At 44.1% G+C, this 26,711-nt stretch carries 21 protein-coding genes; 7 read left to right on the forward strand and 14 right to left on the reverse strand.

Annotation, left to right across the window (positions count from 1 at the left end; all coding sequences use genetic code 11):
* Nucleotides 1-128: 128 nt before the first annotated feature.
* Nucleotides 129-1,826, forward strand: a complete 1,698-nt coding sequence (locus tag ACPW7N_RS02635; RefSeq protein WP_425649448.1) for a phospho-sugar mutase — start codon at nt 129-131, stop codon at nt 1,824-1,826.
* Nucleotides 1,827-1,920: 94 nt separating this feature from the next.
* Here ACPW7N_RS02635 and ACPW7N_RS02640 read toward each other — a convergent pair whose 3' ends face one another.
* Nucleotides 1,921-2,673 (reverse strand): class I SAM-dependent methyltransferase, encoded by a 753-nt coding sequence (locus ACPW7N_RS02640; protein WP_425649449.1) that lies wholly within the window; start codon nt 2,671-2,673, stop codon nt 1,921-1,923.
* A 331-nt stretch (nt 2,674-3,004) separates the two neighbouring features.
* On the opposite strand from ACPW7N_RS02640, the gene ACPW7N_RS02645 reads away from it, so the two are divergent.
* Entirely contained in the window at nt 3,005-3,160 is a 156-nt protein-coding gene (locus ACPW7N_RS02645) for a hypothetical protein (protein WP_425649450.1), read from the forward strand.
* A gap of 22 nt (nt 3,161-3,182) precedes the next feature.
* Here ACPW7N_RS02645 and ACPW7N_RS02650 read toward each other — a convergent pair whose 3' ends face one another.
* The 7 genes from ACPW7N_RS02650 to ACPW7N_RS02680 form a co-directional block, all read right to left on the reverse strand.
* Entirely contained in the window at nt 3,183-4,907 is a 1,725-nt protein-coding gene (locus ACPW7N_RS02650) for a methyl-accepting chemotaxis protein (protein ID WP_425649451.1), read from the reverse strand.
* A 203-nt stretch (nt 4,908-5,110) separates the two neighbouring features.
* On the reverse strand, nt 5,111-6,124 hold the full coding sequence (mglC, locus tag ACPW7N_RS02655) for a galactose/methyl galactoside ABC transporter permease MglC (protein WP_425649452.1): 1,014 nt from the start codon (nt 6,122-6,124) through the stop codon (nt 5,111-5,113).
* A gap of 17 nt (nt 6,125-6,141) precedes the next feature.
* Nucleotides 6,142-7,656: a sugar ABC transporter ATP-binding protein gene (locus ACPW7N_RS02660; RefSeq protein WP_425649453.1), complete on the reverse strand. Its 1,515-nt coding sequence runs from the start codon at nt 7,654-7,656 to the stop codon at nt 6,142-6,144.
* Between the two features lie 158 nt (nt 7,657-7,814).
* Nucleotides 7,815-8,870, reverse strand: coding sequence for a galactose ABC transporter substrate-binding protein (locus ACPW7N_RS02665; protein ID WP_425649454.1), 1,056 nt, complete (start codon nt 8,868-8,870; stop codon nt 7,815-7,817).
* Between the two features lie 453 nt (nt 8,871-9,323).
* Complete coding sequence (locus tag ACPW7N_RS02670; protein WP_425649455.1) at nt 9,324-10,316, reverse strand: substrate-binding domain-containing protein; 993 nt, start codon at nt 10,314-10,316, stop codon at nt 9,324-9,326.
* Complete coding sequence (locus ACPW7N_RS02675; RefSeq protein WP_425649490.1) at nt 10,313-12,043, reverse strand: histidine kinase; 1,731 nt, start codon at nt 12,041-12,043, stop codon at nt 10,313-10,315. Before ACPW7N_RS02675 ends, ACPW7N_RS02670 begins: the two co-directional genes overlap by 4 nt.
* A 56-nt stretch (nt 12,044-12,099) precedes the next feature.
* Nucleotides 12,100-13,755 (reverse strand): response regulator transcription factor, encoded by a 1,656-nt coding sequence (locus tag ACPW7N_RS02680; protein WP_425649456.1) that lies wholly within the window; start codon nt 13,753-13,755, stop codon nt 12,100-12,102.
* A gap of 220 nt (nt 13,756-13,975) precedes the next feature.
* Between ACPW7N_RS02680 and ACPW7N_RS02685 the strand changes: the two genes are divergently transcribed.
* The 3 genes from ACPW7N_RS02685 (at nt 13,976) to ACPW7N_RS02695 (ending at nt 17,272) form a co-directional block, all read left to right on the forward strand.
* Complete coding sequence (locus ACPW7N_RS02685; protein WP_425649457.1) at nt 13,976-14,422, forward strand: hypothetical protein; 447 nt, start codon at nt 13,976-13,978, stop codon at nt 14,420-14,422.
* 107 nt (nt 14,423-14,529) lie between these two features.
* Entirely contained in the window at nt 14,530-17,007 is a 2,478-nt protein-coding gene (cdr, locus tag ACPW7N_RS02690) for a CoA-disulfide reductase (RefSeq protein ID WP_425649458.1), read from the forward strand.
* The gene (locus ACPW7N_RS02695) at nt 16,994-17,272 is read left to right on the forward strand and encodes an NUDIX hydrolase (protein WP_425649491.1); all 279 of its coding nucleotides are present in this window, start codon (nt 16,994-16,996) and stop codon (nt 17,270-17,272) included. The genes cdr and ACPW7N_RS02695 overlap by 14 nt, the downstream gene beginning before the upstream one ends.
* A gap of 62 nt (nt 17,273-17,334) precedes the next feature.
* Here the strand turns inward: ACPW7N_RS02695 and ACPW7N_RS02700 are convergent, their stop codons facing one another.
* The gene (locus ACPW7N_RS02700; RefSeq protein ID WP_425649459.1) at nt 17,335-18,273 is read right to left on the reverse strand and encodes a hypothetical protein; all 939 of its coding nucleotides are present in this window, start codon (nt 18,271-18,273) and stop codon (nt 17,335-17,337) included.
* 617 nt (nt 18,274-18,890) lie between these two features.
* Here ACPW7N_RS02700 and ACPW7N_RS02705 point away from each other — a divergent pair.
* A complete protein-coding gene (locus tag ACPW7N_RS02705; protein ID WP_425649460.1) occupies nt 18,891-19,211 on the forward strand; it encodes an SIMPL domain-containing protein in 321 nt (106 codons plus the stop codon).
* A 78-nt stretch (nt 19,212-19,289) separates the two neighbouring features.
* On the opposite strand, the gene ACPW7N_RS02710 is transcribed toward ACPW7N_RS02705, so the two are convergent.
* From ACPW7N_RS02710 to ACPW7N_RS02720, 3 genes are all read right to left on the reverse strand, one after another.
* Nucleotides 19,290-21,833, reverse strand: a complete 2,544-nt coding sequence (locus ACPW7N_RS02710; protein WP_425649461.1) for a bifunctional diguanylate cyclase/phosphodiesterase — start codon at nt 21,831-21,833, stop codon at nt 19,290-19,292.
* A 176-nt stretch (nt 21,834-22,009) separates the two neighbouring features.
* Complete coding sequence (locus ACPW7N_RS02715) at nt 22,010-22,564, reverse strand: hypothetical protein (RefSeq protein WP_425649462.1); 555 nt, start codon at nt 22,562-22,564, stop codon at nt 22,010-22,012.
* Nucleotides 22,565-22,608: 44 nt separating this feature from the next.
* Entirely contained in the window at nt 22,609-23,202 is a 594-nt protein-coding gene (locus ACPW7N_RS02720) for an SMI1/KNR4 family protein (RefSeq protein WP_425649463.1), read from the reverse strand.
* Between the two features lie 181 nt (nt 23,203-23,383).
* Here ACPW7N_RS02720 and ACPW7N_RS02725 point away from each other — a divergent pair, with 181 nt between their 5' ends.
* Nucleotides 23,384-23,995, forward strand: coding sequence for an SIMPL domain-containing protein (locus ACPW7N_RS02725; RefSeq protein WP_425649464.1), 612 nt, complete (start codon nt 23,384-23,386; stop codon nt 23,993-23,995).
* A gap of 60 nt (nt 23,996-24,055) precedes the next feature.
* Here the strand turns inward: ACPW7N_RS02725 and ACPW7N_RS02730 are convergent, their stop codons facing one another.
* Nucleotides 24,056-24,955, reverse strand: a complete 900-nt coding sequence (locus tag ACPW7N_RS02730; protein WP_425649465.1) for a chemotaxis protein — start codon at nt 24,953-24,955, stop codon at nt 24,056-24,058.
* 201 nt (nt 24,956-25,156) lie between these two features.
* Entirely contained in the window at nt 25,157-26,710 is a 1,554-nt protein-coding gene (locus tag ACPW7N_RS02735) for an amino acid permease (protein WP_425649466.1), read from the reverse strand.
* Nucleotide 26,711: the final 1 nt, after the last annotated feature.

The following is a 26,711-nucleotide window of genomic DNA, read 5'->3' on the forward strand; positions in this document are numbered from 1 at the left end:
CATAACTTAATTAAATTAATTAATTAACTTCTTATTATCTTAGTATGTATGTGTTTCATTTGCAATTCTTTTATGGTTAATTTCAGTTTCATCTATATACTTTGAACTTTTGTCAGGAGGCTAAACCCATGTCAGATTACACGGTACCCTATGAACGTTGGAAAAATCATCGAGGACTCCCCTCGTACCTTGCCAACGATCTGTCATCCATTTCCAGTGAAAAGGAAATCGAGGATCGCTTTTACCGCTATCTTCAATTTGGCACAGCAGGACTACGTGGGATCATCGGTGCCGGAACGAATCGAATCAATACCTATATCATTCGTCGTGCAACACATGGATTTGCTCAATTCCTCCTGCGTCAGGGAGACTCTTCTGCACAAAAAAGTGTAGTGATTGCCTATGACTCCCGCCATTTCTCCGAAGACTTCGCCAGGGAAGCGGCAGGAAGTCTCGCCTATCATGGCATCATGGTGTATCTCTTTGAGGAACTTCGCCCTACACCTATGCTCTCTTTTGCTGTACGTCATCTTGGTGCATCTGGCGGAATCGTGATTACAGCAAGCCACAATCCTCCTGAATACAACGGATACAAGGTATATAACCCACAAGGCGGACAAATTTCGACGAAAATTGCCCAGGAAATTTCTCAGTATATCAACTCACTCGAAGACGAGCTCACCTTGCCAGCAATTACTGCTGAAGAAGCCATCCAAAAAGGATTTCTCGAAATGATTGGCACTGACATTGATGAAGCGTATCAAGCCAAGCTTCGTACGCTTTTGTCTACGAATGCTTCTGTCTTGCATGCTGCCAAGGATATAAACATTACCTTTACTCCTTTACACGGAACTGGAAACCGTCCATTAATGAACGCCCTTCAAAATGCAGGCTTTGTGCAAGCACAGCTTGTTGCAGCGCAAGCCAGTCCCGACCCGAACTTCTCTACGGTCTCTTCCCCCAATCCGGAGGAGCCTATTGCCTTTCAACTTGCTATCCATCACGCCAAAGACAATGCATCTGAACTGATTCTGGCAACGGACCCCGATGCAGACCGTCTCGGTTTGGCCGTTCGAACCATAAATGGAGAATATGGGATTATCTCCGGCAACCAGATTGGTGCTTTGTTGCTTCATTATGTTTTGGATCAAAAGAAAGCCACTGGTTCATTGCCAGGCAATGCAGTTGTAGTAAAAACCATCGTCACTTCTGAATTGGGACGCGCCATTGCCGACTCATTTGGTGTAACCATGCAGGAGACACTTACTGGATTCAAATATATTGCCGAGAAAATAGAAGACTTTCAACAAACCGGCTCTCACACATTTCTGTTTGGATACGAAGAGAGCAATGGCTATTTAATCGGTGACTTTGTCCGTGATAAAGATGCCATCCAGGCAGGACTCCTTCTCTCGGAAATGGCTGCTTTTTATAAAGAAAAGGAAAAATCTCTGCTTGATGTACTGAATGATCTGTACAAGGAACACGGATATTTCACAGATGATCTGTTGTCCTTTACATTAAAAGGACGAGAAGGCGCTGAGAAAATATCAAAAATGATGAATGCTGTCCGAACAACAACTCCTTCGCAGATTGCCGGAATTGCTGTAATAGAATCCAAAGATTATCTCCCCGGAATTGAAGGGCTCCCCTCTTCTGATGTCGTGAAATTATTGTTGGAGGATGGAAGCTGGCTTGCGTTCCGCCCTTCTGGTACGGAACCAAAAATGAAGGTGTATTTCGGAGTTGTTGATACATCCCGTGAGGCTTCTGTTCAAAAGGTGAGTAAATTGAAGGAAGCTGTATTGGAGTTGTTGGGGAATTAACAATCACCAGTCAGGCAGGACCGCATAGAAAAAGGCTGACGAGGTTTTGTTCGTCAGCCTTTTGTCGTCTCCAATCATATCATTTCATAAAAAACTAATCGACTTTTCTCATGATATAAAAGACGTACCCGTAGTGTTTTCCGTATTTTTGATACATAGTGACTTCGTATTGTTGTTCGTCCAGACTGTTCAGGACATCCGCCTGATCTCGATACGTTTCTCTCAGGTCGCTGATCCGCTGTTCAATCGGTTGATAATACCCCCACCAACCTGCTTCCTCTAGCACAAAGGAATCTACCAATTCATAACCCGCATTTTGGATTATCTCCAGATTTTCACGAATCGTTTTCATCGCAGGATAGTTCATAGACCAGAACGCCTCGATCTCTTCCGGCCTCCCAACATCATCAGTAAGCCATGTCAGTTCCGAAGCAATCAGGAACCCATTGGACTTCAAGAGAGGTCGCCACTCGATCAGTCCTTTTTCAAACCCGATAATGTAAATCGCACCTTCCGACCAGATCAAATCAAACTCATTGGCTTCGAAAGGCAGTGTGAACATTGAAGCATTCATTGGTTTAACCCGCTCTGCCACACCAGCCTCATCTGCTCTCTTGCTTACCTCGTTCAAAAATGGCTCATGCTGATCAACGGCAGTTATCGATCCTTTTGTCAAACGAGTTAGTTCAATCGTCTGCATTCCTGGGCCGCATCCTACATCGAGTATCGCAGGTTTTGCTGGCAACTGATCCTGAACTCTCTCAAATGCTTTGCGTGTTGCTTCATTCGTACCTGGACCCTCTCGTGGCAGATTGGAGTGAATTTCCCAAAATATATGTTTGCTCATTGTCGTATCCCCTTATCCCATTCATTTTCTTTGGATAGTAGGAGAACAACTTAGTTAACCTTATTGTTTTCCCCTACCCGCTTGCATGCTGAGGTGATTTGCTTCCATTCTTACCGACATCCCAACCACTCCTTTGCTAAAACAAAACTTTACAACAATGTTACTATATAGGTAAATAATTCCTTAATCAAGAACATTGTGTTACGATAACTATCATTGCCTCTATTCATTTCAGACCTGAGACCGAGAAACAACCCTTCTATAGCCAGATACACATTTTTTGGAAATCGTTTAAGCTTATAAGAAGTACAAGACGTAAAGGAGAGTCAGCATGGACAAATTGATATTCTTTTTTGAGCACTTATTTATTTTAATGGAAAAAGTTTATGTAAAAATGGAGCCGTATTGGGTAGAACTTACACTTGTATTGCTCTTTTTCATCGTCGCTTACATAACTGATCGAAATGCAGATAATAAGACTGCCTGATAAGGCAGTCTTCACTTTTTCTCTACAATTGAAACTTTCTAACCTCATCATTCAAGCCTTGTGCCATTTTACTGAGTGATTCTGCAACCCCACTAATTTCTTCCATGGAAGCAAGCTGCTCCTCTGTTGAAGCGGCAATTGACTGTGAAATCTCTGAAGCGTGTTTGGCAGTTTCTGCAACATCTTCCACAGATGCGGTAACCTCCTGAACACTTGCAGACAATTCTTCGGAGGCAGCCGAAATTTCCTGAATTTGAGATGTCACATGTTGAATGGACGACAGAATTCTGCCGAAGGACACTCCTGCATCCTCAATCAGTGAAACCCCTGTGTTCACTTCTTCTGTCCCTCTTTCCATTGATTCAATAACCTGACCTGTTCCTGTTTGAATTTGTTGAATCAGATTGGTGATTTGAATCGCTGATTCTTTGGATTGCTCCGCCAATTTCCTTACTTCATCAGCAACTACGGCAAATCCTCTTCCATGCTCGCCTGCTCTTGCCGCTTCGATAGCTGCGTTCAATGCAAGCAAATTCGTCTGTGATGTGATATCCGTTATTACTTTGGTGATATTGCCAATTTCTTCTGACTGTTTCCCCAGGTCTTTTACTAAATTGGCTGCAATTCCCACTGTTTCACTGATTTTATTCATTTGTGCAACCACACTGTGAATGGCCCGATTACCTGAATCAGCTTCTTTGGTCGTCTCAATCGCTGCTTCCGATACGGACGAGGTGGATTCAGCAATACGCTGAATTCCAAGAGCGGCTTCCTCCATGCCCCGTGAAGTATCGTTGCTTGTTTGTGCTGCTGCTGTGGAGCCGCTTGCTAATTCCTGAATATGTTGGGCTACTTCTGATGCTCCGCTAGTTACTTCTTCGGTGCTTGCCAACAATTCTTCTGACGAAGCTGCTACTTGTTCCGCTCCTTCACTTACTTGTCTGATCAGTTGGCGAAGGTTCGTTTTCATTTGATTAAAAGAAGCAGCTAACGCCCCAATCTCATCACGATTCTTTACGTGCAGATCATCCAGGGCAAGGTTGCCAGAAGATAACTGCTCCAGTGAATGCGACACTTTTTGGACAGGGAGAGAAATCATTCGTGTAATTACCACTGCCAATACAATAGATAGGATCAATGAAACTCCAAAAATAATCATAGTCACTAGCTGTCCGCTTGAATAGATTTCTTTTGATTCTTCTCCAGCTTTGACAGCACCATCATGATTCAGCTTTACAAGAAAATTAAGCGGCTGCTGCATTTTTTGAAACAGGCGCTCTGATTCTTTTAACAGAGTAGCAAGTTTTTCTGTATTTGCTCCTGCTCCTTTGATGATATCCACTTCACTTGATATATCAATGAATCCACGATTGGTTTTTTTGTATTCATTCCAATAATTCTTCAGCTCATCGAAATTTCGTCTATCTTCTTCCAAATAGATTGTTTTCTCATATTTAGCAAATTCGTTATCGATAATTTCCAGTGTTTTTTCGTTTTGTTGTTGGTAGGCTTGCAGATTGGCCTCGTTCGGATCAACGATCATCTTAACATTGGTAACCAACACATGCTCTGTTAAGTAATTGATGTTATTGATACTTTCAACCCCCGGCATCCAACTGGTTACAATTTCAGTTGTTTTCTCGTTGATTGTGCTCATTTTACTTATGCCGTTCCAACCTACGATTCCCATAAATAGCATGACAATAAAAAAACTAATTGCTAGCTTTTTTCCGATGGATAGCTTCATTTTTTTGCCCCCTCAATTGCTATGTATAATTTTTAATAAGTTTGTATGCTATTTTCTTTCCCACTATTGCATTATGATTAAACTCCCAGCCCTTACATTTTAACAATTTCTTAATATTCTTTATGAAGCAACAAAAAAACTCCTACCTTGATTTCTCAAGACAAGAGTTAATTACGATTATTGGTTGTTAAATTAGTCTAAGATTATTTTTTCGCAAGGTATTTACGGATATCGAATGCAACCGCTGCAACAATGATCAAACCTTTAATAATCAACTGCCAGTAAGGATTGACCCCGATAAACGTCAGACCGTAGTTGATAACCCCAAAGATCAGTACCCCGGCCATAACCCCAGGAACGGTGCCGATACCACCTGCTGTGGATACCCCACCTACTACGCAGGCAGCAATGGCGTCCAACTCGTACATATTTCCGTAGTTATTGGTTGCTCCGCCTGTTCTCGCTGCTTCCAGAACTCCCGCCAGGCCGTAAAGTGCGCCTGCAATCGCATAAATATACACAATGTTGCGACCGACATTAATACCAGATACCGTCGCTGCCTGGATGTTTCCACCAATGGCGTACATGTTTTTGCCGAGTGTAGTTTTGTTGAAGATGACCCAGACGAGGGCTGCTACAGCGATGGCGATGACGACGATATACGGTACCGAATAGGGACCACTCGGCCCAAAGAATCCTGTCCCCAGATGGCCGAAATCTTCACGGAGCCCACCGATTGGTTGGGATTCATTCGGCTTCATGTCAAAGTAGATCGAGTTCACACCATACACGATAACCATCGTACCTAATGTTGCAATAAAAGGAGGAACGCTCAGTTTGGCAACAATCAGACCGTTGATCAAACCGACAATGACACCTGCAAGAATCGCAAGCAAAATAGGAACGATAATTGGTAAATCAGGGAGATCCGGAAAAAATCGTCTTGGATAATCCTGCATTTGCAGCATAGATGCAGACAAAACGGCTGTGAGACCGACAACACGGCCTGTAGAAAGGTCTACACCCCCCGTAATCAGGACAAAGGCTGCGCCCAGTGCGATAATGGCACGGGTAGATGATTGAAGCAGGATGTCACGGAGCGAGGTAATCGACAGAAATGTGTTATCATACAAGGCAATCCCTGCAATCAATACGATCAGTACAATATAAATAGCATTCTGTGATACAAAATTTCCTATGCTTCTTGAGTTATTCACGTTCGAAACCTCCTTCATTACGCCAAGTACTTGGTAGCCAGGCGCATGATCTCTTCCTCTGTTGCATTTTTTCCGTCTACTTCACCTGCGAGACGGCCTTCGGACATCACCATAATTCGATCTGACATCCCCAGAAGCTCTGGCATTTCAGATGAAATCATGATGATGCTTTTCCCCTGCTTTGCGAGGTCTGCAATAATCGAGTAGATTTCATACTTGGCACCTACATCTATTCCACGAGTTGGCTCATCCAGTAGTAAAATATCCGGCTCGGTTAACAGCCATCTGGCAAGCAAAACCTTTTGCTGGTTACCACCAGAGAGATTCTTGATTGCTGTCGCTGCCGAAGGAGTTTTGACTCGTAACATTTCAATACTCTTTTCTGTCTCTTCCCGTCTTCGTTTTTCATTGAGCAGACGGATTGCATTCAAATATCGATTTTGATTAGCGATAACTGTATTCTCCAGAATCGAAAGCACGGGGAAAATACCTGTCACACGACGTTCTTCTGTCAGAAGAGCGATTTTGTGTTTCTTGGCATCAATCGGTGATTTGATTTTCACCTGCTTGCCATTGATCGAAATCGTACCTTCTTTGATCGATCTGAGACCAAACAACGCTTCGATCAGCTCTGTGCGCTGTGATCCCACCAGTCCGCCTACACCAAGGATTTCACCTTTCCGCAATTCAAAGGACACTTCCTTGAAGGAGCGATTGGGAGATGTCAGATTCTCAACCTTGAGAATGACATCACTTGGTACATTGCTTCTTTCAGGGAAACGCTGGGTCAGGTCACGTCCTACCATGCGGGAAATGATCAGGTCAGTGGTCAACTCGGATGAGCCCCAAGTCCCGATCTTCTTTCCGTCACGCATGATCGTAACATCATCAGAGATACGAAGGATTTCTTCCATCTTGTGAGATATATAAATAATGGCTACACCGCGGCTCTTCAATTCATTGATGATTGTAAACAGTTGTTCAACTTCATTGCCGGTCAAAGATGACGTCGGCTCGTCCATGACGATTACTTTGGAGTGATAGGAAACGGCTTTCGCAATTTCAATCGATTGAATTTTCGATACGGATAAACTTCCTACAATTTGTTTCGGGTGAAGATCCATGTTTAGATCCTGGAAAAGCTGTTTGGTATCGGCAAACATTTTTTTCTCGTCAACCAATTTAATAATTCCAAAATTCTTCTGGGGAAAACGACCCAGCCAAATGTTTTCCATTACATTACGGTGTGGTACGGGATGAAGCTCCTGGTGGATCATCGAGACGCCATTTGCCAGTGCGTCACTGGAATTGTTGATATCGACCTTTTTTCCGTTCAAAATAATTTCGCCAGCATCCTGTTTGTAAATTCCGAACAGGCATTTCATCAGCGTAGATTTACCTGCACCATTTTCACCCATTAGTGCATGAACCGTACCTGGGCGCACTTTCAACGTAACGTCATCCAGTGCTTTTACGCCGGGAAACTCTTTGGAGATATTGTTCATTTCAAGTAAAAAAACAGTATCTGTCATTTCAAAACGCCTCCTGCACTTCGACTCGGGCGTTAGCCTAGCCTTAAGGATCATTGAAAAAATAGAAAAGCAAGGGAGCAACGTAACAGCCAAATTGCTTGCTCCCTTGCCTTTACTTTGCTATACCAGTCTACGAAAACATTCTGTCAATGAACAAATTACTTGGCGTCAGCAATGTTGTCTTTTGTAATTTTTTTGTACGCTACCCAAACATATTTACCATCGACGATATCGAAACCAGTTGTCTCTTTGCTTGGTGCTTTACCTGCAGCGAGCGCAGCAGCGATTTCAAGCGTTGCTTTCCCTTGGTTGTTCGCATCGTTCAATACGGTTCCAAGGAGTGTGCCGTTTTCCAATTCTTTCAATGCTGGTGCTGTCGCATCTACACCGACAACAGGCATGTATTTGTTGTCTTTGAAGTATCCAGCCGCTTTCAACGCTTCGATTGCACCGAGTGCCATGTCATCGTTGTTAGCAAGAACCGCTTCAATTTTATCTCCGCCAGATGCGAGGAATGCAGCCATTTTCTCCTGGCCTTTTACGCGATCCCACATCGCTGTATCTTCAGCCACTTTTTCTACCTTGATGCCAGCATCTTCAATTGCTTTGATCGAGAACTTGGTGCGAAGCTCAGCATCCTGGTGACCTGGTTCACCTTTCAGCATGACGTATTGGAGAACACCGTCTTTGTTTTTGTCAGCTTCTGGATGTGCTTTCCAGTAGTCTACGAGCAGTTGTCCGGAGATCGTTCCGGATTCTTCAGCTTTTGCCCCTACGTAGTAGACTTTATCCCATTTCGCCATATCTTCTGGCATTGGTTCACGGTTAAAGAATACAACCGGAATGTTCGCCGCTTTTGCTTTGTCAATGATCACGCCTGCAGCCGTACGGTCAACCGGGTTGATTGCGAGAGCGCTTACTTTTTTCGTGATGAAGAGGTCAACTTTATCGTTTTGAGTTGGTTGTGCATTTTGGCTGTCAACGATGTCCACTTCTGCTTTGCCTTCAGCCGCAGCAGAGATGGCGTTACGAACACCCGTCATGAACGTGTCGTCAAATTTGTAGATGGCTACACCGATTTTTGGTGCCGCAGCAGGAGCTGGAGCAGCCGTGCCGCCGCCTTCAGCAGGTTTCGCTGGAGCAGCATTGTTGGAACAACCTACGAGAGAAGCCAACACAGCAAATGCAACAGAAGCAGTAACTAATTTTTTCACGAAATGAACCCCCCTACAGATTCTTGTTAATTTGTGAAACCTTCTATAACCAAAAGTAAGCGATTTCAAAATAAAAACAAATGCAGAATTCTATGAATTTATATAAAAATTCTCATGAAAAGCGAAAAATGTTGTCCCCTATCCCCTCTCATCGGGGGACTGAAACGCAGGTCTCCCTGACAGTTTGCAGAGTAGAATAACTGTCCGACTTTTTTCATCGTTAGGAAGTGGTCAAACACGCTGCTGCCTCTTTCGCAACGCTGGTTGCCCACTTTTTTCCCTAACGATTTCCAAAAGTCTAGGCTGCACTGTCAAAGTCGCTTTGTAGAGGACAACATTTTTCTGGTAGGCTTACGCAAATGGAAAACTTTAACCACTTTAATGCCTTAAAGTAGTTAAACTTGCCGATAAAATAAAAATACCACCGTATATAAACACGATGGCACTGACATGTTACTTCGCCAACGGGAACAATAATTGCTGGTTTTCTGGCGAGAACATATTCTCTTGTGTAATCACTTGCGTATGCGTATCGATCCGGTTAGGTACCGTTTCCCCATGCATCGCTTCTACCGCATACTTGACTCCCAAATATCCCATGTTGTAAGGGTTTTGCACGATCGTCGCCTGTACGCCGCCCTCTTGCACATGCTCCATCACTTCTGGTGTATTGTCAAAAGCCACGATCTTTACCTTGCCGTTCAAGCCCAATTCCTCAATGGTGTTGGCCACTCCATTCGAAGCCAGCCCGGTCAGAGCAAAGATTCCATCAAGCTGTTCATTGTTTGCTACAATCTTTTTGGTCAGGTCACTTGCCAGATTTTGATTGGAGAAGCAATATTCCTTGGCAACCAGGATGACGCCGGGATGTTTGGCTACTTCATCGAGAAAGCCCTTTTCTCGCTGCTCCAGGTTTCTTGCTCCGATCATCGTGCCCATCAAGGCAATTTTGCTTTGCTCCCCTGTCAATTGAATCAACTGCTGTGCAGCCTGTTTGCCTGCTTCATAATTATCCGTACCAATAAAGCTTTTCACTCCAGAAGACATGACTTCCGAGTCGATCGTAATCACAGGGATGTTCAGACTAGCCGCTTTATCTGTGATACCGGAAAGCGCTTTGTAGTCACTAGCTGACAGTACCAATGCGTCGGTTTCCTCACGCAGAGACTGGCTGACGAAGTTGATTTGGGCGAGTACGTCTTCTTCGTAGTCAGCCGCATAAAATTTCAAATTGACGTCAAATTCCTTTGCCGCTGCTTCTGCTCCCATCTTCACAGTTCTCCAGTAATCGCCGTGTTTCATTTTCACAATCAGGGCGACATTCTGTTTCTTCGTACGATCGCTGACGTCGATCTCTTCGGAACAGGAAGGCAAAAGGGTGATGCTAATGACCAACAGGAAGAGGGAGAGCAGTATCAAGGTTTTTTTACTCATCTGTTGCTTCATTCCTCTTCCTCCTTGATGAACGGCACCCATATTTTCACAGTAGTACCCACTTCCAATTGACTCTTAATATGGACACCGTATTCTTCTCCGTAGTAGAGCCTGATTCTCTCATGGACATTCTTCACGCCAACCCCGGAGCCTTTGTCGCTTTTTACCTGACCAGAAAGAATGGCAGCTATGCGATCCTGACTCATGCCCAGACCATTATCGCTCACTTGAAACAGGATTTTCCCGTCTACGACTGAGGCAGAAATCGTAATCAGCCCTTCGTCTGCCATCATCTCGATCCCGTGATAAATTGAATTCTCAACAATGGGTTGAAGAATCAGTTTGAGCGTTTTACAGGTGAGAACCTCATCGCTAGCCTCAATTTCATACTCGAACTTGTTTTTGTACCGCATTTTTTGGATGATCAGGTAGTGTCTGATGTGTTCCAGCTCTTCCTGAACAGTGATAACCGCCTTGCCCCTGCTCAAACTGATTCGGAACAGTTTGGACAGCGAAGAAATCGTCGTGATGACATCTTCATTTTTGCCTATCCCCACCATGCGGATGACGGAATTGAGCGTGTTGTAGAGAAAGTGCGGATTGATTTGTGCTTGCAACACTTCCAGTTCGCCTTTTCGCTTCGCTTCCTGCTCTCGAATAATTTGATCCATCAACTGTCTTACCTTGACAACCATCACGTTAAATCGTCTGGAAAGCTGCTCTACTTCCTGACTTCCTTTGATATCGAGGTTAATGGAGAAATCTCCTTGCTCCACACGCTCCATCGATTTTTCGAGGATTTTAATTGGTCGTGATATTTTCGCAGAAATATAAGCCAGAATGAACAAAACCACCAAAATAACGAAGATGAGCAGCCAAAAAATAAAGCGGATGATTTCTTTTTTGGTTGTGACGATCTCGTCCATGTAGGAGACACCGACAATTTTCCAGCCGATTTTTTCCACCGTTTTAATCGTGATCAGCCGTTTCTCGCCTTTGACATAATCCACATAGCTTCCATAGGCGTAGCGCCCGGTCTGCTCCAAATTTTCTTCTTTTAACCCGGCAGATAGCAGTTGCTGCTGTGGATGGTAAACGAAGTGGCCCTCCCGATCCAGAATGTACACGTAGCCCTTTTTCCCCAAGCTCACACGCTGGACCAAGTCCTCGATTGTCTTGAAATTCGCATCTACCAAAAGGACACTCGTCATTTTTTCGTTGTTGCTGCGCACCGTGATCCCTTTGCTCATTGATACAACCCACTTGTACTGCCCTTTAAACAGGTTCTGTGTGTGCGGCGAGGAGAAAAAAAGCAGATCAGGCGTAGCGAGAGCCGTTCTGAACCAGCTTTGCTCCGTCAAACGGGTATTTTTGCGCATGGTGTATTTCGGTATGCTTGTCACCAGCTCCCCATTGCCCGTAAATACGGCCATTGACACGATGTCCTGTCTCGCCTGAAAGATCGTTCCAAGCTGCTCAATGAGATTGGCATCGGTCATTTCATTGCTCTTTCTGATTTTTTCATCTACCAGATCAAAGATTTGGGTCATCCCGTTCAGGTAATAATCCAGATTGTAATTGACCTGCTCGATGATTTGCTGATTGTTCAGTGCCGCATTTTGCTCTGCCGTATCAGCAAACTTGTTGTACAAAAGGAAACTGATAAAAAACATGGCTAGTACTGTTACAAGTGCAAAAGAAACCGTAATAATAAACTGTAAGCTCTTTACACGAAACATGTCGATTAAAACGCTGCCCAGCTTCGTACAAAAATTGATCAATCGCTTTTTCACGTTTAGCCCTCTCTAGCACTGCTTCTGAATTCTTTTGGTGAAACTCCTACATGCTTGCGAAAACAAAAGCTGAAGTAATTGGCATCCGTAAATCCAACTTTTTCGGCAATTTCAAATGCTTTGAAATCGGTGGTCAAAAGGTATTCCTTTGCGGCATCCATTCGGATCTGCATCAAATAATTCACAAAGGTTGTTTTGGTCTCTTTTTTGAAAATACTGCTGAAATAGCCTGAACTGATGTGCAACAGATTACAAACTTTATTAATCGAAATATCACTTTCATGAAAATGCTGTTTGGTATAGTCGATTGCCTGGTTCACCAGCTTCTGATAGGCGTTTTGCCGACCCGCAACGATACTGTTCATAATTCTGGTGCAGATCATGACAATCCACACTTTGACTTCTGCCAAATTGTTAAATCGCTGAATCTGGTCAAACAGCATGAAATTCTTGCCAAATACCTGGTCAATATCGAGATGCAGGCTTTTGGCAGCTTTTAAAATCGTCGTCACCATCTCTAGCACGTAGATTTGATAATCCTTGATGGATACATTGGAATCGGCAAATCCCTTGAACAGATCCTCGATCAAATCATTCAGTTCGGCAATCGTGCCTACCTTGATGCATCGGATCAACGCATGCTCTTTTAGCTCGTCAAATCGAACCTTTTCACCGCATCGCTCCTCCACATCATCAATGCAAATGACTCGATTGTTTCCGAGAATCCAACGGTAATCCAGAGCCAGAATAGCATCTTCATAGGAATAGATGATATTGGTCACTTGTGTACGATGAGTCCCTACGCCGATCGTTATCGTATGTTTGAAATACTTTTCAGCAGCATGACGGATTTCTTCAAGGATCGGCAGTGTGCTGTTCATTACGGATTGGCGATCACTTGCCTCACTTACGGTTAGCAAAACGATATGGTCATTATGAATAAACGTAATGCCATGATCATGCTTTGTAAAAAACTCATCCGCGATATTTTTGACAGCAAAAAGGTCGATTTCTTTCTGATCCGGTTCATACTCCGTAAGAATCGCTTGTGAATCTCCTGAGCTCTCTTCGTCACTTTCCGAGGCTGGATAATCAATGCTGATCACGGCAACGGCATACCCTTTGCCAACAACACGAAGTCCGTAGTTTCTCGACTTCTCGATAATTTCTTCTCTTGTCAGCTTCCGGGAAATCAACGATGTGAGGAAAACCTCTCGCAACACAGGCAAACTCTTGCGGTAGTGGTCTCTCAGTAATTCGATATTTTCTTTTTCGGCAACCTCGGCGTCAATTTGTGCCTTTACTTTCATCAGCGAGTCGATTAGTTCCTGGGAAGAAAACGGTTTCAAAACATATTCGTTTATATTTAGTTTGACGGCCTTCTGCGCATATTCGAATTCGTCAAAGCCTGTGAGAATGATAATTTTGATCGTGGAAAATTGAGCGCGAATGGCCTCCGATAGCTGCAGTCCATCCATAAACGGCATTTTGATATCGGTTACGACCACATCGGGAACCAGCTTTTCGACAAGCTCCAAGGCTTCCTTGCCGTTTTCGGCTTTGCCTACAACCTCATAGCCGATCTTCTCCCAATCAATCTCCTGAATGACCCCTTCTCTCACATCTTCTTCGTCATCCACCAAAAGCAATCTGTACATGGCCTGCCCCCTGTAATCTATCTACCGGACTATTATTCTCCAAGTATACTTGATTTTTACGAGAGTTGGGATTTTAATAGCTTGCTCGTGCGCTCCATGGCGGAAGGATTGAATAATTTAATTAAGCGATTTACTGTTTAGTTAAAAAAGGAAACTCCCTTCATAGAATAGAGGGAGTTCCTTGGTTTGATTTATAGAAAATGATGTGAGGGGACTGGATATGAAACTGGATACCCAAACCAAACAAAATCTGCTCGCCTGCACCAGTTTTGGACTTAGCGCATTATTTCTCTGCCTCTGGCTTCTGCCTTGGCCAGGTTGGAAAGAATTGATTTTTGCCGCAGGGATCGGTGCCTTCCTGTCAACATCCCTGCTCTGGAAAAAAATGATCCTTCGCCACCCCAATCCATCCCCATGGCGTGGAGCTGGCGTCGGTGTGTGCATCACCCTTATCTCCTATCCTATCGCATGGTATCTGGTGCTGCTATATGCTTTCTTCACAGGAGCAACCGATTCGCTTGGGGGGCAAGCAGCAAACCCGCTGGAAAGTATTGTCGGAACGCTTATCATGTCATTTGCCAGTTTGGTTTTCTTCGGATGGCCGACATTGCTGGTAGGTGCGATCGTGGGTTGCATTGTAACAATCCACTCCCGAGCCCGTCAATGATTTGACACTTGACTTCAAGGACTTCTTCGGTCATGATTATACCCATAGGGGTATTATTCGACCCCGTTAGCTAGTCTATTACCTTGTAAGTACAGGAGGAAGTATATATGAGCAGAAAAATTCTTATTGTCGGTGGAGTGGCCGGAGGAGCAAGTGCAGCAGCTCGTCTCCGCAGGTTAAATGAACAAGACGAAATCATCATGTTTGAGCGTGGCGAATATATTTCTTTTGCTAACTGTGGACTTCCCTACTACATTGGGGAGGTCATTACGGATCGTAAAAAACTGCTGGTGCAAACCGTGGAAGGGATGTCTTCCCGCTTCCAAATGGACATCCGCAACAAAAGTGAAGTAACAAAAATCAATCGCGATTCCAAAACGGTTGAAGTAGCCGATTTGCGAACAGGACGCACCTATGAGGAATCTTATGACATTCTCATCCTGTCTCCAGGTGCGTCCCCGATCCGACCAGCCATTCCGGGTATAGAAGAAGCCAACGCTCTCTTTACCCTCCGCAACATTCCGGATACAGATGCAATCAAAGGATTTATCGATGAACAAAAACCGAATCGTGCTGTAGTTATTGGCGGAGGTTTCATCGGTGTGGAAATGGCTGAAAATCTGGTTGAGCGTGGGGTACAGGTTTCAGTTGTAGAAATGGCTAACCAAATCATGCCTCCACTTGATTACGAGATGGCAGCCATCGTTTTGGAACATATGCGCTCCAAAGGAATTGATCTGATTTTGGAAGATGGCGTGCAGTCATTCTCTGACAAGGGGACCCGTATTCAGCTAACCAGTGGGCGTGAGATTCAGACGGATATGATCATCCTCGCCATCGGTGTTCAGCCAGAAAACAAACTGGCAAAAGAAGCAGGTCTTGCGCTAGGCATTCGTGGAGCGATCAAGGTTTCCCCTACGCTGCAGACGAGTGATCCGTCGATCTACGCAGTGGGTGATGCCATTGAGGTGCATGATCTGGTAAACGGGCAACCCGCGATGGTTCCTCTTGCCTGGGGAGCCAATCGCCAAGGCAGAATCGTTGCTGATCATATCAATGGACGGGAGGTCTCCTACCAGGGGGCACTCGGAACCGCAATTGCCAAAGTGTTTGATCTGACGGCGGCCGTGACTGGAAATAATGAAAAAACCTTGAAGCGAGCAGGCATTCCTTATCAAGTTGTGCACATTCATCCCAACTCACATGCCGGATATTATCCAGGAGCAGCACTGCTTTCGATCAAGTTGATCTTTGATCCAGACACAGGAAAAATTCTTGGAGCACAGGCAGTCGGTGCAGATGGTGCTGACAAACGGATTGATGTGCTCGCAACGGCAATCAAGGGCGGTTTAACCGTATTCGATTTGCCGGATCTGGAGCTTGCTTACGCCCCACCGTATTCTTCTGCCAAAGATCCTGTCAACATGGCTGGTTATGTTGCAAGCAACTTGCTGGAAGGTCTGGTAGAAAACGTCCAATGGCATGAAATTGATGAGCTGGTTAGCCAGGGAGCTTTGTTAATCGATGTACGAGAGCCTATTGAACGTGAGATGGGCTATATCCCCGGCTCATTCAATATTTCGCTGAACGATCTCAGAAATCGATTCGATGAATTGCCGAAGGACCAAACGATCTATGTTTCCTGCCAGGTTGGATTGCGTGGTTATCTGGCAGCAAGGATTTTAATGCAAGCAGGATTCCGGGTGAAGAATCTCGATGGTGGCTACAAAACGTACTCACAAGTCTTTCGCACTCGTGAAAAAAAGTCCCAACCCCATTCTGAACCAGGAGCGGTGAACTTGAATCAATCAGACGTTGTAGCCACGTCAGAACAAGCTGCAGCATCAGACGTTCAAACAGCTCACTTGACCCTTGATACGTGCGGACTTCAGTGCCCGGGACCGATCATGCAGGTATATAAGGCGATTGGGTCGATGCAGGAAGGGCAATTGCTTGAGATTAAATCGACGGACCCCGGTTTCGCTCACGACATCGCCGCATGGTGTGACAAGACCGGAAACACATTGATTGAAAGCAAGATGGAGGGCAATGCATCTACCTCTCTCATCCGAAAAGGAACCGTTTTGCCTGTCTCCAAGCAACTGACAACCACCAAGGAACGGGCGACTCTGGTTGTATTCAGTGGCGATCTTGATAAAGCAATTGCCTCCTTCATCATCGCCTCGGGCGCAGCAGCCATGGGCAAACAAGTAACGATGTTCTTTACTTTCTGGGGACTCACCGTATTGCGAAAGCCCGATGCCCCTAAAGTTGAAAAGCAGCCTTTGGAAAGAATGCTTAGTGCCATGATGCCGAGCGGCCCGCAGCAGCTTCCTTTATCCAAGATGAACATGGGCGGATTGGGCTCCAAAATGATTCAGCATGTCATGAACGAAAAGAATGTAGACTCACTGGAAACACTGATGAAAAATGCCCTGGACGCTGGAGTAAAGCTGGTCGCTTGCACCATGAGCATGGACATTATGGGATTCAAAAAAGAAGAATTACTCGACGGAATTGATTATGCAGGCGTGGCAAGTTATTTAGGTGATGCTGAAGATTCGAACCTGAATCTGTTTATCTAAAGGCTATAGTGTACACAGCTTTTGTTTTCAAGAAGATAAATTATTATTGGTTTATTTAAACCATAGAGGATGCGATTTTCTAGGAGGACATATTGAACCTGGTGAAACTCCAGATGAGTGTTTTAAACGGGAAGTACTGAAAGAAGGTTATGTTGAAGGAGAATGTAAGTTATTAGGACACATAATCGTTGACCATAGCGAAAATCCATTATGGACAGAAAGTAGTCCATATCCTAAAATTGTTTTTCAAGTATTGCCTATCTAAAAGAGAAGAGGGTGCACCTCAAGTAGTTTTTTCTACTTTGGGTACACCCTCTTTTACAAAGATCAAACCTTATCGATTTCAATGAAAACGATTGTTTTATTTGGCTCAGGAAAAATGGTAATTTTGGACATAGAAGCAGATGGTATCTCTCGAATCAGGTTGATCATGTCGATCTCATTGCGGTAGCATAACCACCAATCCATGAACACTTCCATATAACCTCGCGAAGTGAAGTCAGGCAAGAAGTTGGCAATAATGAGTTTTCCACCTGGTTTTACCTGGTTAAACAAATTACGAGTCAACCGTTCTGCCATTCTTCCCTCCAGGTAATCATAGAGACCCGCACTGTAAATCAGATCATAGGTTGGAAGTTTACACTTCCCCTTCACTATCTCCAAGATTGACATCGGAATCGTATCAATTCCATATTTTCTATATTCACTTTCAATGACAGCTAATGATTCATGATCCTGATCAAGTGCATGGAAATGCCCTATCTTCCCGGATTGAACAGCATGAGAAATACCCGCTTCACGCAAGTGCCCACTAGCTACTGCTAGGACGGAAGGCAGGCTCTTCACGTTGGCTAGTTCATCAATTTTTCGAGCAATCACTTCTTTACGCTCACGAACCGCCTTGCTTGCATCCCATTCAACCAGCTCTTGCAGTATGGATAACCCAAGAGAAGTTTCCTCTCCAGTTACAGGTGTGGGTACCGATTGATTTCCTGAATATATGAAGTCCATCATTACTGCGTCACCAGCATAACCTCTTGGCTTATCGTATGCCCGTTTGGTAAATGGATCTTGGTAGACGAACTCAGCAATTGCCTCGGAGCGCAATTGTTTACACGTCTCTTTCCATTGATCGGGTGACATCGATTTTCGCAATTCAGATAATCCATGGTACAGCCTGTTTGAAGCATTCGTTACCGAACCATTACGATATCCCTCTATACAGCTTGCAATTACGTTTTCATCTGTTATCGTCATGTTTTTCATTGCTAAATCCCTCTCCACTTGTCCTTTAGTTTTTGATTTCTCTTTTTTTCGCACCAGATTTACCTATTTTTTTCAAGCTGATGCAATTGCCGTTAGTTGGATCTTCCAGACCTTCTCGTCTCTGGTAGTAAAATGGTACCTGACGTTATATCGCTCGAAGTACATCCAGGAAGAGCCTTGTTTAATCGGCTCACCGATTATTTCGAGAACTTCAGAAATGTGGCTTTCCAACTGATTCCCTGTAAAGGCAGTCTATTTTTGTCAGAAATGGCCCGTAAGTGTATCCATTCAACTACTCTATCTTTATTGCAGTTAATCCATCCCTTCAACAAACCTTCTTTACGGTAAAGTCTGTCAATTTCATAACGAATTTCTTCTCCCCAGTTCAATAGCCGAGTCGTGAACTAACTTAGTTAGGCCAGAAATTGTGTGGAGGCGCCAGGTGGGTTGTCAGGATTGCTGCTATAAGCCCTCCATGTAACCATTCGATTCATTTGCATCTACTCCAAGGATATGTCATGAGCAAGGAATAATCTGTAATCAGCACTACAAAATCGGTGGCACAAATGCCTAAGTCATAACGATTATAAAAACACGATAGCTTTGATGTGTTAGTGATGATTGAGGTAGTGGGAGAAGGCAGGATTGCAACAGCACCTTATCAAGCAATTATTACGCTCAGGGTTATAACGGAGGGGCAAAATCTGGAGGCAGTCCAAAAAGAAAACAACGAAAAGACAGCCAGTATTATACGATCGCTTCTGGCATTGGGTATCCCTAAAGAAAAGATCAAAACAGCCGAATACAGAATTGAGACCCAATATGATTATGTGGAGGGCAGACAAATTTTTCGTGGATACAGGGTTCAGGAATTGACACAAGGCTCAGCATGCATAAGAAAAACCACCCGATACAAGCTATCGCTGGCGGTCGACTAAACGCAACATCCGTGTTGCATCGTCGACACTCGCACATCCTGAGCTTCACCGGGCGGGGCCCCAAACTTAGGGTGTGCCTCACGTAGTTTTCCCTACATGAGATACCCCCTTATTTACTAATTCATTTGCTTCGCTTTGCATCTTTACATAGTTCTCCAGCAAGGTATCAAAGGGAACCGGCTTGCCAAACAGGTAGCCCTGAATCTGGTAACAGTCATTTTGGCGGAGAAACTCCATCTGGCTCTTCTCTTCTACTCCTTCTGCAATAACTTCAATTAGTAGATGTCGTGCCATCGAAATAATCATTGAGACAATGGCGGCATTATTTTGGTCAAAGATTACATTTCTGACGAATGACTGGTCAATCTTAAGCCGATCAATGGGCAACTGGTTGAGATAATTCAGAGATGAGTACCCTGTACCAAAGTCGTCAATGCTAATCTTCACGCCAAGTTTTTTCAGAGACGCAAGCCTCTCAAGGGCATGATTGATATTCATGGCCATACTTTCTGTTATTTCCAGCTCCAATTTGCTGGCAGAAATACCCGTTTCAGCGATAACTTCCTCTACCATCTCCACCAAATCCTGATGGTAGAACTGGCGAGTAGATAAATTCACTGCCAGGCTGATCTGTGGATTCCCTAGATCCTGCAACTGTCGTAAATGTCGGCAGGCGGTGCGCAGTACCCACTCACCTATCGGGATAATCAGTCCAGTCTCTTCGGCAATAGGTATAAATTGAGCGGGTGAAATTAACCCTCTTGTCGGATGTTTCCATCGAAGCAATGCTTCAATGGCGATAATTTCACCCGATCTCGTATCCACTTGCGGCTGATAGACCAAAAACAATTCGTTATACTCCAGTGCTTTATGCAGATCATTTTCCAGAACCAGTCTGTCCATCGATTGTTCATTCATCGAAGGATGATAGAATTGGTAGCTCTGAATCTTTTTGTGTGCTTCCATCATAGCAATGTTTGCGTGTTTTAACAGCGTTCCTTCGTCCTGTCCGTCCTGCGGATATACGGCTATCCCTATGTTTACCATTACATTAAAGGAAAGATGCTGGACGGTCATTGGCTCCTGAAATAATTTCGTAATTCGGCTGCACACCGCTTCCATTTCGCTCCCATTGTCAATAGAAGGTATAAAGACGACAAACTCATCTCCCCTTACTCTGCTTAACAGCCGTTCCGGTTGAACAATTTGTCCCAATCTTTCAGAAACGGCAATTAACAGCAAATCTCCGAAATTATGTCCCAGTGACTCATTGATCTGTTTAAATCTTTCAATATCAATTAACAGCACTGCCGCTTTTTTATTTGGTTGCTGGGAAATCACTTCTCTGATTTTTTCGTTGAGACAGCGCAAGTTTGGCAGCCCCGTCAAGTTATCATGATAGGCCAAATAGGAAATGAGCTCCTGCGCCTTTTTTTGTTGTGTGATATCTCGAAAAACTGTGATGATTCCTTTTGCTTTCCCATCTTCAATCAATGGTGTAGCTACATAAGAGACGGGCAAAAGCGTATTATCCTTGCAACAAAACTCATCGCTAGGAACCCAGATTTTCTCGTGCGTCACGCCGACATTCAGGATCGGACACTCTCCTGGTAGATAAATAGATTCCCCGGAAGGCCTTCGGTGAATGATCGTATGACATCGTTTTCCTTCCAGCTCTTTCTGCGTCCATTGCAGAAGCTTCTCCGCCTCAGGATTCATGTATATCAAACGACTGTCCGCATCCATGACGAACACGCCTTCCCCCATATTAGAGGTAATCGAGTGTAGAAATTTCTCTGTTTCTTTCTGCTTTCGGAAAGGGATTTCTACAGAAGTTTGATAGATCGCTCGCAGTAAAAAAACAAACCCGATAAGCTGGAACAAATGGCCCATAAAAATCGTAATATCATAAACGTTCTTGTAGGTAATAAACAAGATGTCTCCTATCATGAGGTAAACAGACATGATCAAGAGAGATGAGTAAAAAATAGAATGAATCTCTCGCTTTGCTCCGATATAGATGACAAACAGAAATTGCAGTGTCAGTGCAAAAAGCTGCAAACCATTTTTGAGTGCCGTTGTTCCTACACCATCAATGACCAGTTCCGGCAACAGCGAGTTTGGAGCAAAAAGGATTGCGATCCAGAGAAACGAATAACAAAGCGAAAATGCATACGCTAACCACCTGATTTGTCTCTGAATCTTCTTTTCCGCCAGCATGACGATGGCAACAATCAATGAGGCTTGTGTCAATCGTGCCGCCATGTAAAACCAGGTCGCTCGAAAGGCTGAACTTTCTTCTAGAAAAAAGGGCATGCCCTTATAAGTCACTGTATGACAAAGCTCCAGAATGCCAATGGAAAAAAACATAGCTCCCAACCACAAACGATGGCTCGACAACGTATGCGGAAAGATCATCCACGCCTGCAGAGCAATCGCAAAGGACACCGTGATAATTAAAATTTCTATTATTAAATGGACGGATATATAGTTATGCTCTTCAAAAATTCCATATAATGCATCCCGAAAGATAAAAGCACCAAGTAAAAGAATTATGGAAAACAGAATTACCAGACCATTTTGTCTCCAAAATTCCCTTTTGCTATCTCTTCTGTTTATCATGCTTTGAATCCCTTCTCGAATGTTGTATGTATGAGGACTATATAATTAGTGCACAGAGGACTTTATACCTATCTTGAATGAACAAGCTTATTTAATCAAGATCACTCGGATATAGTTCATAATCTTCTCAAAAAGTGTGGGATGACTAAAAAAAGACTTTTCCAATGCTGGTTCATCTAAAAACCAGCGATTGAAAAAGTCTTGTAGTATTGTTCATGTATTTTCCTGAGTGAAGGCAGAAACCTCATTGCGCCCTCTGGTTCACTGATCTGCTCGATGTTAAACCGGTGAATCCGCAACCATTCCAGGGCAATATCTCCCAGGTCATAATCCTCAGCCAGCCGATAGATGGCTTCCTCCAGGTTCATTCCCAGCCAACTGTACTGCCCTTCGCTATCTAGTATAGCGACGGGTGGATTGTCACGATTGCTGCTAGCCAAGTCAATAGCGAGGTATTCTTGATTGTCAGTGATCGCAAAAAAACCCAACCGTTCAAATAACTGATGGTGCGCTTTGATATTACACGCGATATCTTTTGATTCTTTCATAAATTGTTCGCCGTAATCCTCCATTAACAAATCCAGGGAGGTGATGAGTTGTCTGATTCTGCAGCAGCCAACCAAAAAATCCTGTTCATCCTCCCATACATCCCAGAGTTTCACCAAGCTCTTGGGGACTGGATTTCCATGAAAACACTTCATCATCAACTCTGTCTGATCAACTAGCCTCATTTCAGCCCTCCATGTAACAATTCTTTTCAACTGTTTTCGTCATGTTAGTAAGAAATCAGCTTCGTCTCAAAGTACATCTCGTTGGAGTCAATCTTGTAGACTTTATAGTGTCCTTCCTCCACGGTGCTCAAAAACGCTTCGAACCACATCGTGAAATTATCGGCAAATACCTTGCGAGTATCGCCATCGTGATCAAATAAAATGATCTGTCCTACCTTTCCGTTATCTGCTGGGTCTGCATCAATACAATATAAGCTGCTACCGTCACGAACCAGAAATGGCACCCAGTGTCGATTCCACATCATCGGCTTCACATGCCCTTGTGAAGTTATTTCAAATTCGACGCCCCCGATTTCAAAATCTCGCTGCAAGCTGTTCCAGTCTTCCCAGGTCTGTATGACATCTTTTATCGATAGCAGTGTCCAGCCACCCAGCAACCCTTCAACACCTGTCTCTTGATGGGACTTTTGTCCGTTATGGATACGTAAGAATTCACGATAATCTTCCGGCAATGAAAAACCCAATGTCTGCTCCAACTCTGAAATTTCTTCTGCTGTAGCACCTTTGTTCAGACAATCCTTCAAATGGGGAAAGTTTTGCTCAACCCATGTGTAGTATTTCTCCAATCGTTCTTTCATTGTTCTGCCTTCCTTCATATGATACTGTTGCTGCTTTTGCTTGTAATCCAAGGATATGTCATTTGAAAGGGGAAATCTGTAATCAGCACTACAAAATCGGTTGCACATCTGCCCATTTTCATACATCTAATAAAGTAGGCAGCGCAGTTACAAAAAACACGACAACATTGAGGTGTAAGTGATGATTGAGGTAGTGGGAGAAGGCAGGATTTCAACAGCACCTGATCAAGCAATAATTACGCTCGGGGTAATGACCGAGGGACAAAATCTGGAGGCAGTCCAAAAAGAAAACAATGAAAAAACAGCCAATATCATACGTTCTCTTATGGCAATGGGTATACCCAAAGAAGATATCAAGACATCCGAATACAGAATCGACACCATGTATGATTATGTGGAGGGGAGACAAATTTTTCGTGGATACAGGGTTACCCATCTCCTGCAAATCACGATCAATCAGGTTGGCTTGACAGGACGTGTCGTCGATACAGCCGTTTCTCAAGGAGCGAATACCATTTCCAATATCCAGTTCACGGTATCCAAACCGGATGCATTTTATAATCGAGCACTATCCCTTGCCTATAAGGACAGTTTGTCAAAAGCAACTACTCTCGCAAGCACAATGGGAGTTGTCTTATCCAAGGTTCCTGCAAGCGTCCAAGAATTGACACAAGGATCAGTTGCTCCTGTTCCCTATCAAGCAGGTATGCAAGCCAAAGCATTATCGACTCCGATCCAGCCAGGCGAAGTGGAGATCGTCGCAAGGGTATTGGTGAAATATTATTTTCAATAACAAAAGCGAAAAAAACCATCCTCTCAGAAAATCTGAAAAGGATGGTTCTATCTTCACCATCTATTGAACAAGCTCATCTACTACTTTAATTAAATTAACGATATCCGGTTTGCTAAGCTGGGCATTGGCACCGACTTGCTCTCCTTTATGACGAAGCTCATCAGAGATCAGTGATGAGAAAATGACCACTGGCATATCTCTCAGTTTCGGATGATCTTTGACTCTCTTTGTCAGGTGAAGCCCGTCCATCTGCGGCATCTCAATATCTGTGATCATCAACTGCACGAAATCTTTTATTCTGTCTTGATTCGCTTCCAATGCATCCCAGGCTTCTTTTCCATCCCGACAGAAGTACAGATTGGAGTAACCTGCCTCACTCAATGTTTCCTCCAATAATTTTCGCAGAATGGCCGAGTCCTCTGCAATCATGATTTTCTTGGTTGAGCGCTGTCTTGGACCAAGATCCTTCAACTGTCCTTTGTGAATACCAGACGCAGGGTTCATGTCTACTACAATTTTTTCAAAGTCTAGTAAAAGTACCATCTTGTCTGGGAATTTGATAACCCCTACGAGTCCACCTTTTTCTCCCTGAGCAAGGTCAGTCGGCTTCTCAATGTCAGTCCATGAGATTCGGTGAATGCGAGACACAGCATGTACGTGGAAAGCCACTTTCAACTGATTCATTTCCGTGATAATGTATCTGTCTTCAGCTTGTGGTTCTCTTGGCGGATACCCGAGAACCTTTGCCAAATTAATTACTGGCAGTATCTCCCCTCGTAAATGAATCACTCCTGAAAGGGATGGATGGCTGTTAGGGAGCTTGGTAGGAGGCATCAAGGCAATGATTTCTCTCACTTTAATCACGTTAATCCCATAGTGCTCGTTGCCAATTGTAAATTCAACAATTTCCAATTCGTTGGTGCCACTTTCCAACAAAATACCTTTTGAATCTCGTTCCATGAAAATCCACTCCCATCAGTAAGAAAAATAAATCCAATAAAATATAAATTACAAAAAACTCGTTAAGATATTACCAGTGTAAGTTTTCTACCCCTCTGGAGACAATCATAAACCATGGAGATTCCATGAAATTATAGAATACCCGCCCGACCCAACTAAAAAAACCCAGCCTCGTACGTAAGGCTGGGCTTACTTCATCTTTTACATAGTAACAGATTCATCTGAGTCGCGAAACTCTGCTTCTTTCTTCAAAATTTCTTCCATTGATACGTTGAGCGCACCCTGTGGTCCCTCAAAGTGATTTTTATAGTACCCGAAGTCCATAATCAGCAGTAAAACAAACATCCCAATCAGGGCATAGGCAGCAATTTCATTCGGCGGAATCACCATGATGATGCAGATAAATACGATCCAAATCAGGCTGAGAATATTGATGGGCTTGCTCCAGTTGCCCAGATTCCACGGCCCCAGATGCTTATCCTGGAATAACCCGTTTGCTTGAGCTCTCAGTTTGAGATAAATCGGAATGCCGTATGCCACATATAACCCGACCACACTGACTGCCGTGAGGAATGCGATGGTTGTATAGGCTGTATCAGGATTTACCGTTTTCATAATGTAGTCAAACAGCGCAAGAGCAAAAGAGAGGATAACGACAAGCCAGATCGCTTTGGCAGGTGTCCGGTATTTTCTGGAGATTTCCGCCCAGTGTCTGCTGAGTGGCATGCCGTTATCCCGTGAAAACGCATACATCATTCGAGAGAAAGAAGTAACGGAAGACAGACCGCAGAAGAACATGGCGATCGTCACCAGCCAGAGGACAGCGGAACCAAATGTGCCGCCTAGTGCTTCACTGATAACGTAAATGAAGGCGTTCGGAGCACTCGCAGCGGCTCCAGCATCTCTGATCGAGAGAGTGACAAAAGCGAGCATGATAAATCCGAATACGAACGAGAAGGCCACGGAACTGAAGATTCCCCATGGTGCACGTACCCGAGGATTGACTGTTTCCTCAATTGTATGAGCAGATGCATCATACCCCGTGAACGTCCACTGCGCCTGCAACAATCCGATCAGGAATGCGAGGGCATACGGCTTTTCAGAGAAAGTCTGCCCCACCTGAAAGAGGTATTCTACAGGCTGCAGGCTGTCTTTGCTAAAGAACGCAAGACTTGCCACCACAACGGCCACCACACCAATGTGATACCAGGCAGAGAAGTCATTTAAAATGGCAACGATCCGGATTCCGATATGATTCAAAATACCGTGTAATAAGAGCGTGATTGAAAATACAATCAGGGTCGTTGTCAAAGTAGACTCATAGCCCAAGGTGGAAGCCAGCAAAGGATCTGCAAACAAGGCGAAGGAATAGTCAATCCCCGCCACGATACCGATTTGTCCAATCAAGTTGATCCAGGCTGTATACCAGCCCCACCGTTTGCTCCCGAGAATGGCAGCCCAATGGTACAGTGCCCCTGCGGTCGGAATCGCTGACGACAACTCAGCCATCGATGCAGCAATCAGCAGAACGAACAAAGCGACAATCGTCCAGCCAAATCCCATCATGCCCGAGCCGCCGTACAACAACCCATGTCCATAAAGGGATACCGCACCCGTTAAAATGGAGATGATGGAAAAAGAGATCGCAAAGTTGGAAAATCCGCCCATATCTCGCAAAAGCTCTTGTGCATAGCCGAATTGATGAAGGTACTGCTTATCTTCTTGCAGTTGACTCTTTTTATCGATATCCTCCATA

The sequence above is a fragment of the Brevibacillus nigriterrae genome (assembly GCF_049846925.1).
GTDB lineage: Bacteria > Bacillota > Bacilli > Brevibacillales > Brevibacillaceae > Brevibacillus_H.

Excerpts from the sequence above, each read along its gene's own strand:
- ACPW7N_RS02635 (WP_425649448.1), top strand. The coding sequence starts at position 129 with ATGTCAGATTACACGGTACCCTATGAACGTTGGAAAAATCATCGAGGA.
- ACPW7N_RS02640 (WP_425649449.1), bottom strand. The coding sequence starts at position 2,673 with ATGAGCAAACATATATTTTGGGAAATTCACTCCAATCTGCCACGAGAG.
- ACPW7N_RS02645 (WP_425649450.1), top strand. The coding sequence starts at position 3,005 with ATGGACAAATTGATATTCTTTTTTGAGCACTTATTTATTTTAATGGAA.
- ACPW7N_RS02650 (WP_425649451.1), bottom strand. The coding sequence starts at position 4,907 with ATGAAGCTATCCATCGGAAAAAAGCTAGCAATTAGTTTTTTTATTGTC.
- ACPW7N_RS02660 (WP_425649453.1), bottom strand. The coding sequence starts at position 7,656 with ATGACAGATACTGTTTTTTTACTTGAAATGAACAATATCTCCAAAGAG.
- ACPW7N_RS02670 (WP_425649455.1), bottom strand. The coding sequence starts at position 10,316 with ATGAAGCAACAGATGAGTAAAAAAACCTTGATACTGCTCTCCCTCTTC.
- ACPW7N_RS02675 (WP_425649490.1), bottom strand. The coding sequence starts at position 12,043 with ATGTTTCGTGTAAAGAGCTTACAGTTTATTATTACGGTTTCTTTTGCA.
- ACPW7N_RS02680 (WP_425649456.1), bottom strand. The coding sequence starts at position 13,755 with ATGTACAGATTGCTTTTGGTGGATGACGAAGAAGATGTGAGAGAAGGG.
- ACPW7N_RS02685 (WP_425649457.1), top strand. The coding sequence starts at position 13,976 with ATGAAACTGGATACCCAAACCAAACAAAATCTGCTCGCCTGCACCAGT.
- cdr (WP_425649458.1), top strand. The coding sequence starts at position 14,530 with ATGAGCAGAAAAATTCTTATTGTCGGTGGAGTGGCCGGAGGAGCAAGT.
- ACPW7N_RS02700 (WP_425649459.1), bottom strand. The coding sequence starts at position 18,273 with ATGAAAAACATGACGATAACAGATGAAAACGTAATTGCAAGCTGTATA.
- ACPW7N_RS02705 (WP_425649460.1), top strand. The coding sequence starts at position 18,891 with ATGATTGAGGTAGTGGGAGAAGGCAGGATTGCAACAGCACCTTATCAA.
- ACPW7N_RS02710 (WP_425649461.1), bottom strand. The coding sequence starts at position 21,833 with ATGATAAACAGAAGAGATAGCAAAAGGGAATTTTGGAGACAAAATGGT.
- ACPW7N_RS02715 (WP_425649462.1), bottom strand. The coding sequence starts at position 22,564 with ATGAGGCTAGTTGATCAGACAGAGTTGATGATGAAGTGTTTTCATGGA.
- ACPW7N_RS02720 (WP_425649463.1), bottom strand. The coding sequence starts at position 23,202 with ATGAAAGAACGATTGGAGAAATACTACACATGGGTTGAGCAAAACTTT.
- ACPW7N_RS02725 (WP_425649464.1), top strand. The coding sequence starts at position 23,384 with ATGATTGAGGTAGTGGGAGAAGGCAGGATTTCAACAGCACCTGATCAA.
- ACPW7N_RS02730 (WP_425649465.1), bottom strand. The coding sequence starts at position 24,955 with ATGGAACGAGATTCAAAAGGTATTTTGTTGGAAAGTGGCACCAACGAA.
- ACPW7N_RS02735 (WP_425649466.1), bottom strand. The coding sequence starts at position 26,710 with ATGGAGGATATCGATAAAAAGAGTCAACTGCAAGAAGATAAGCAGTAC.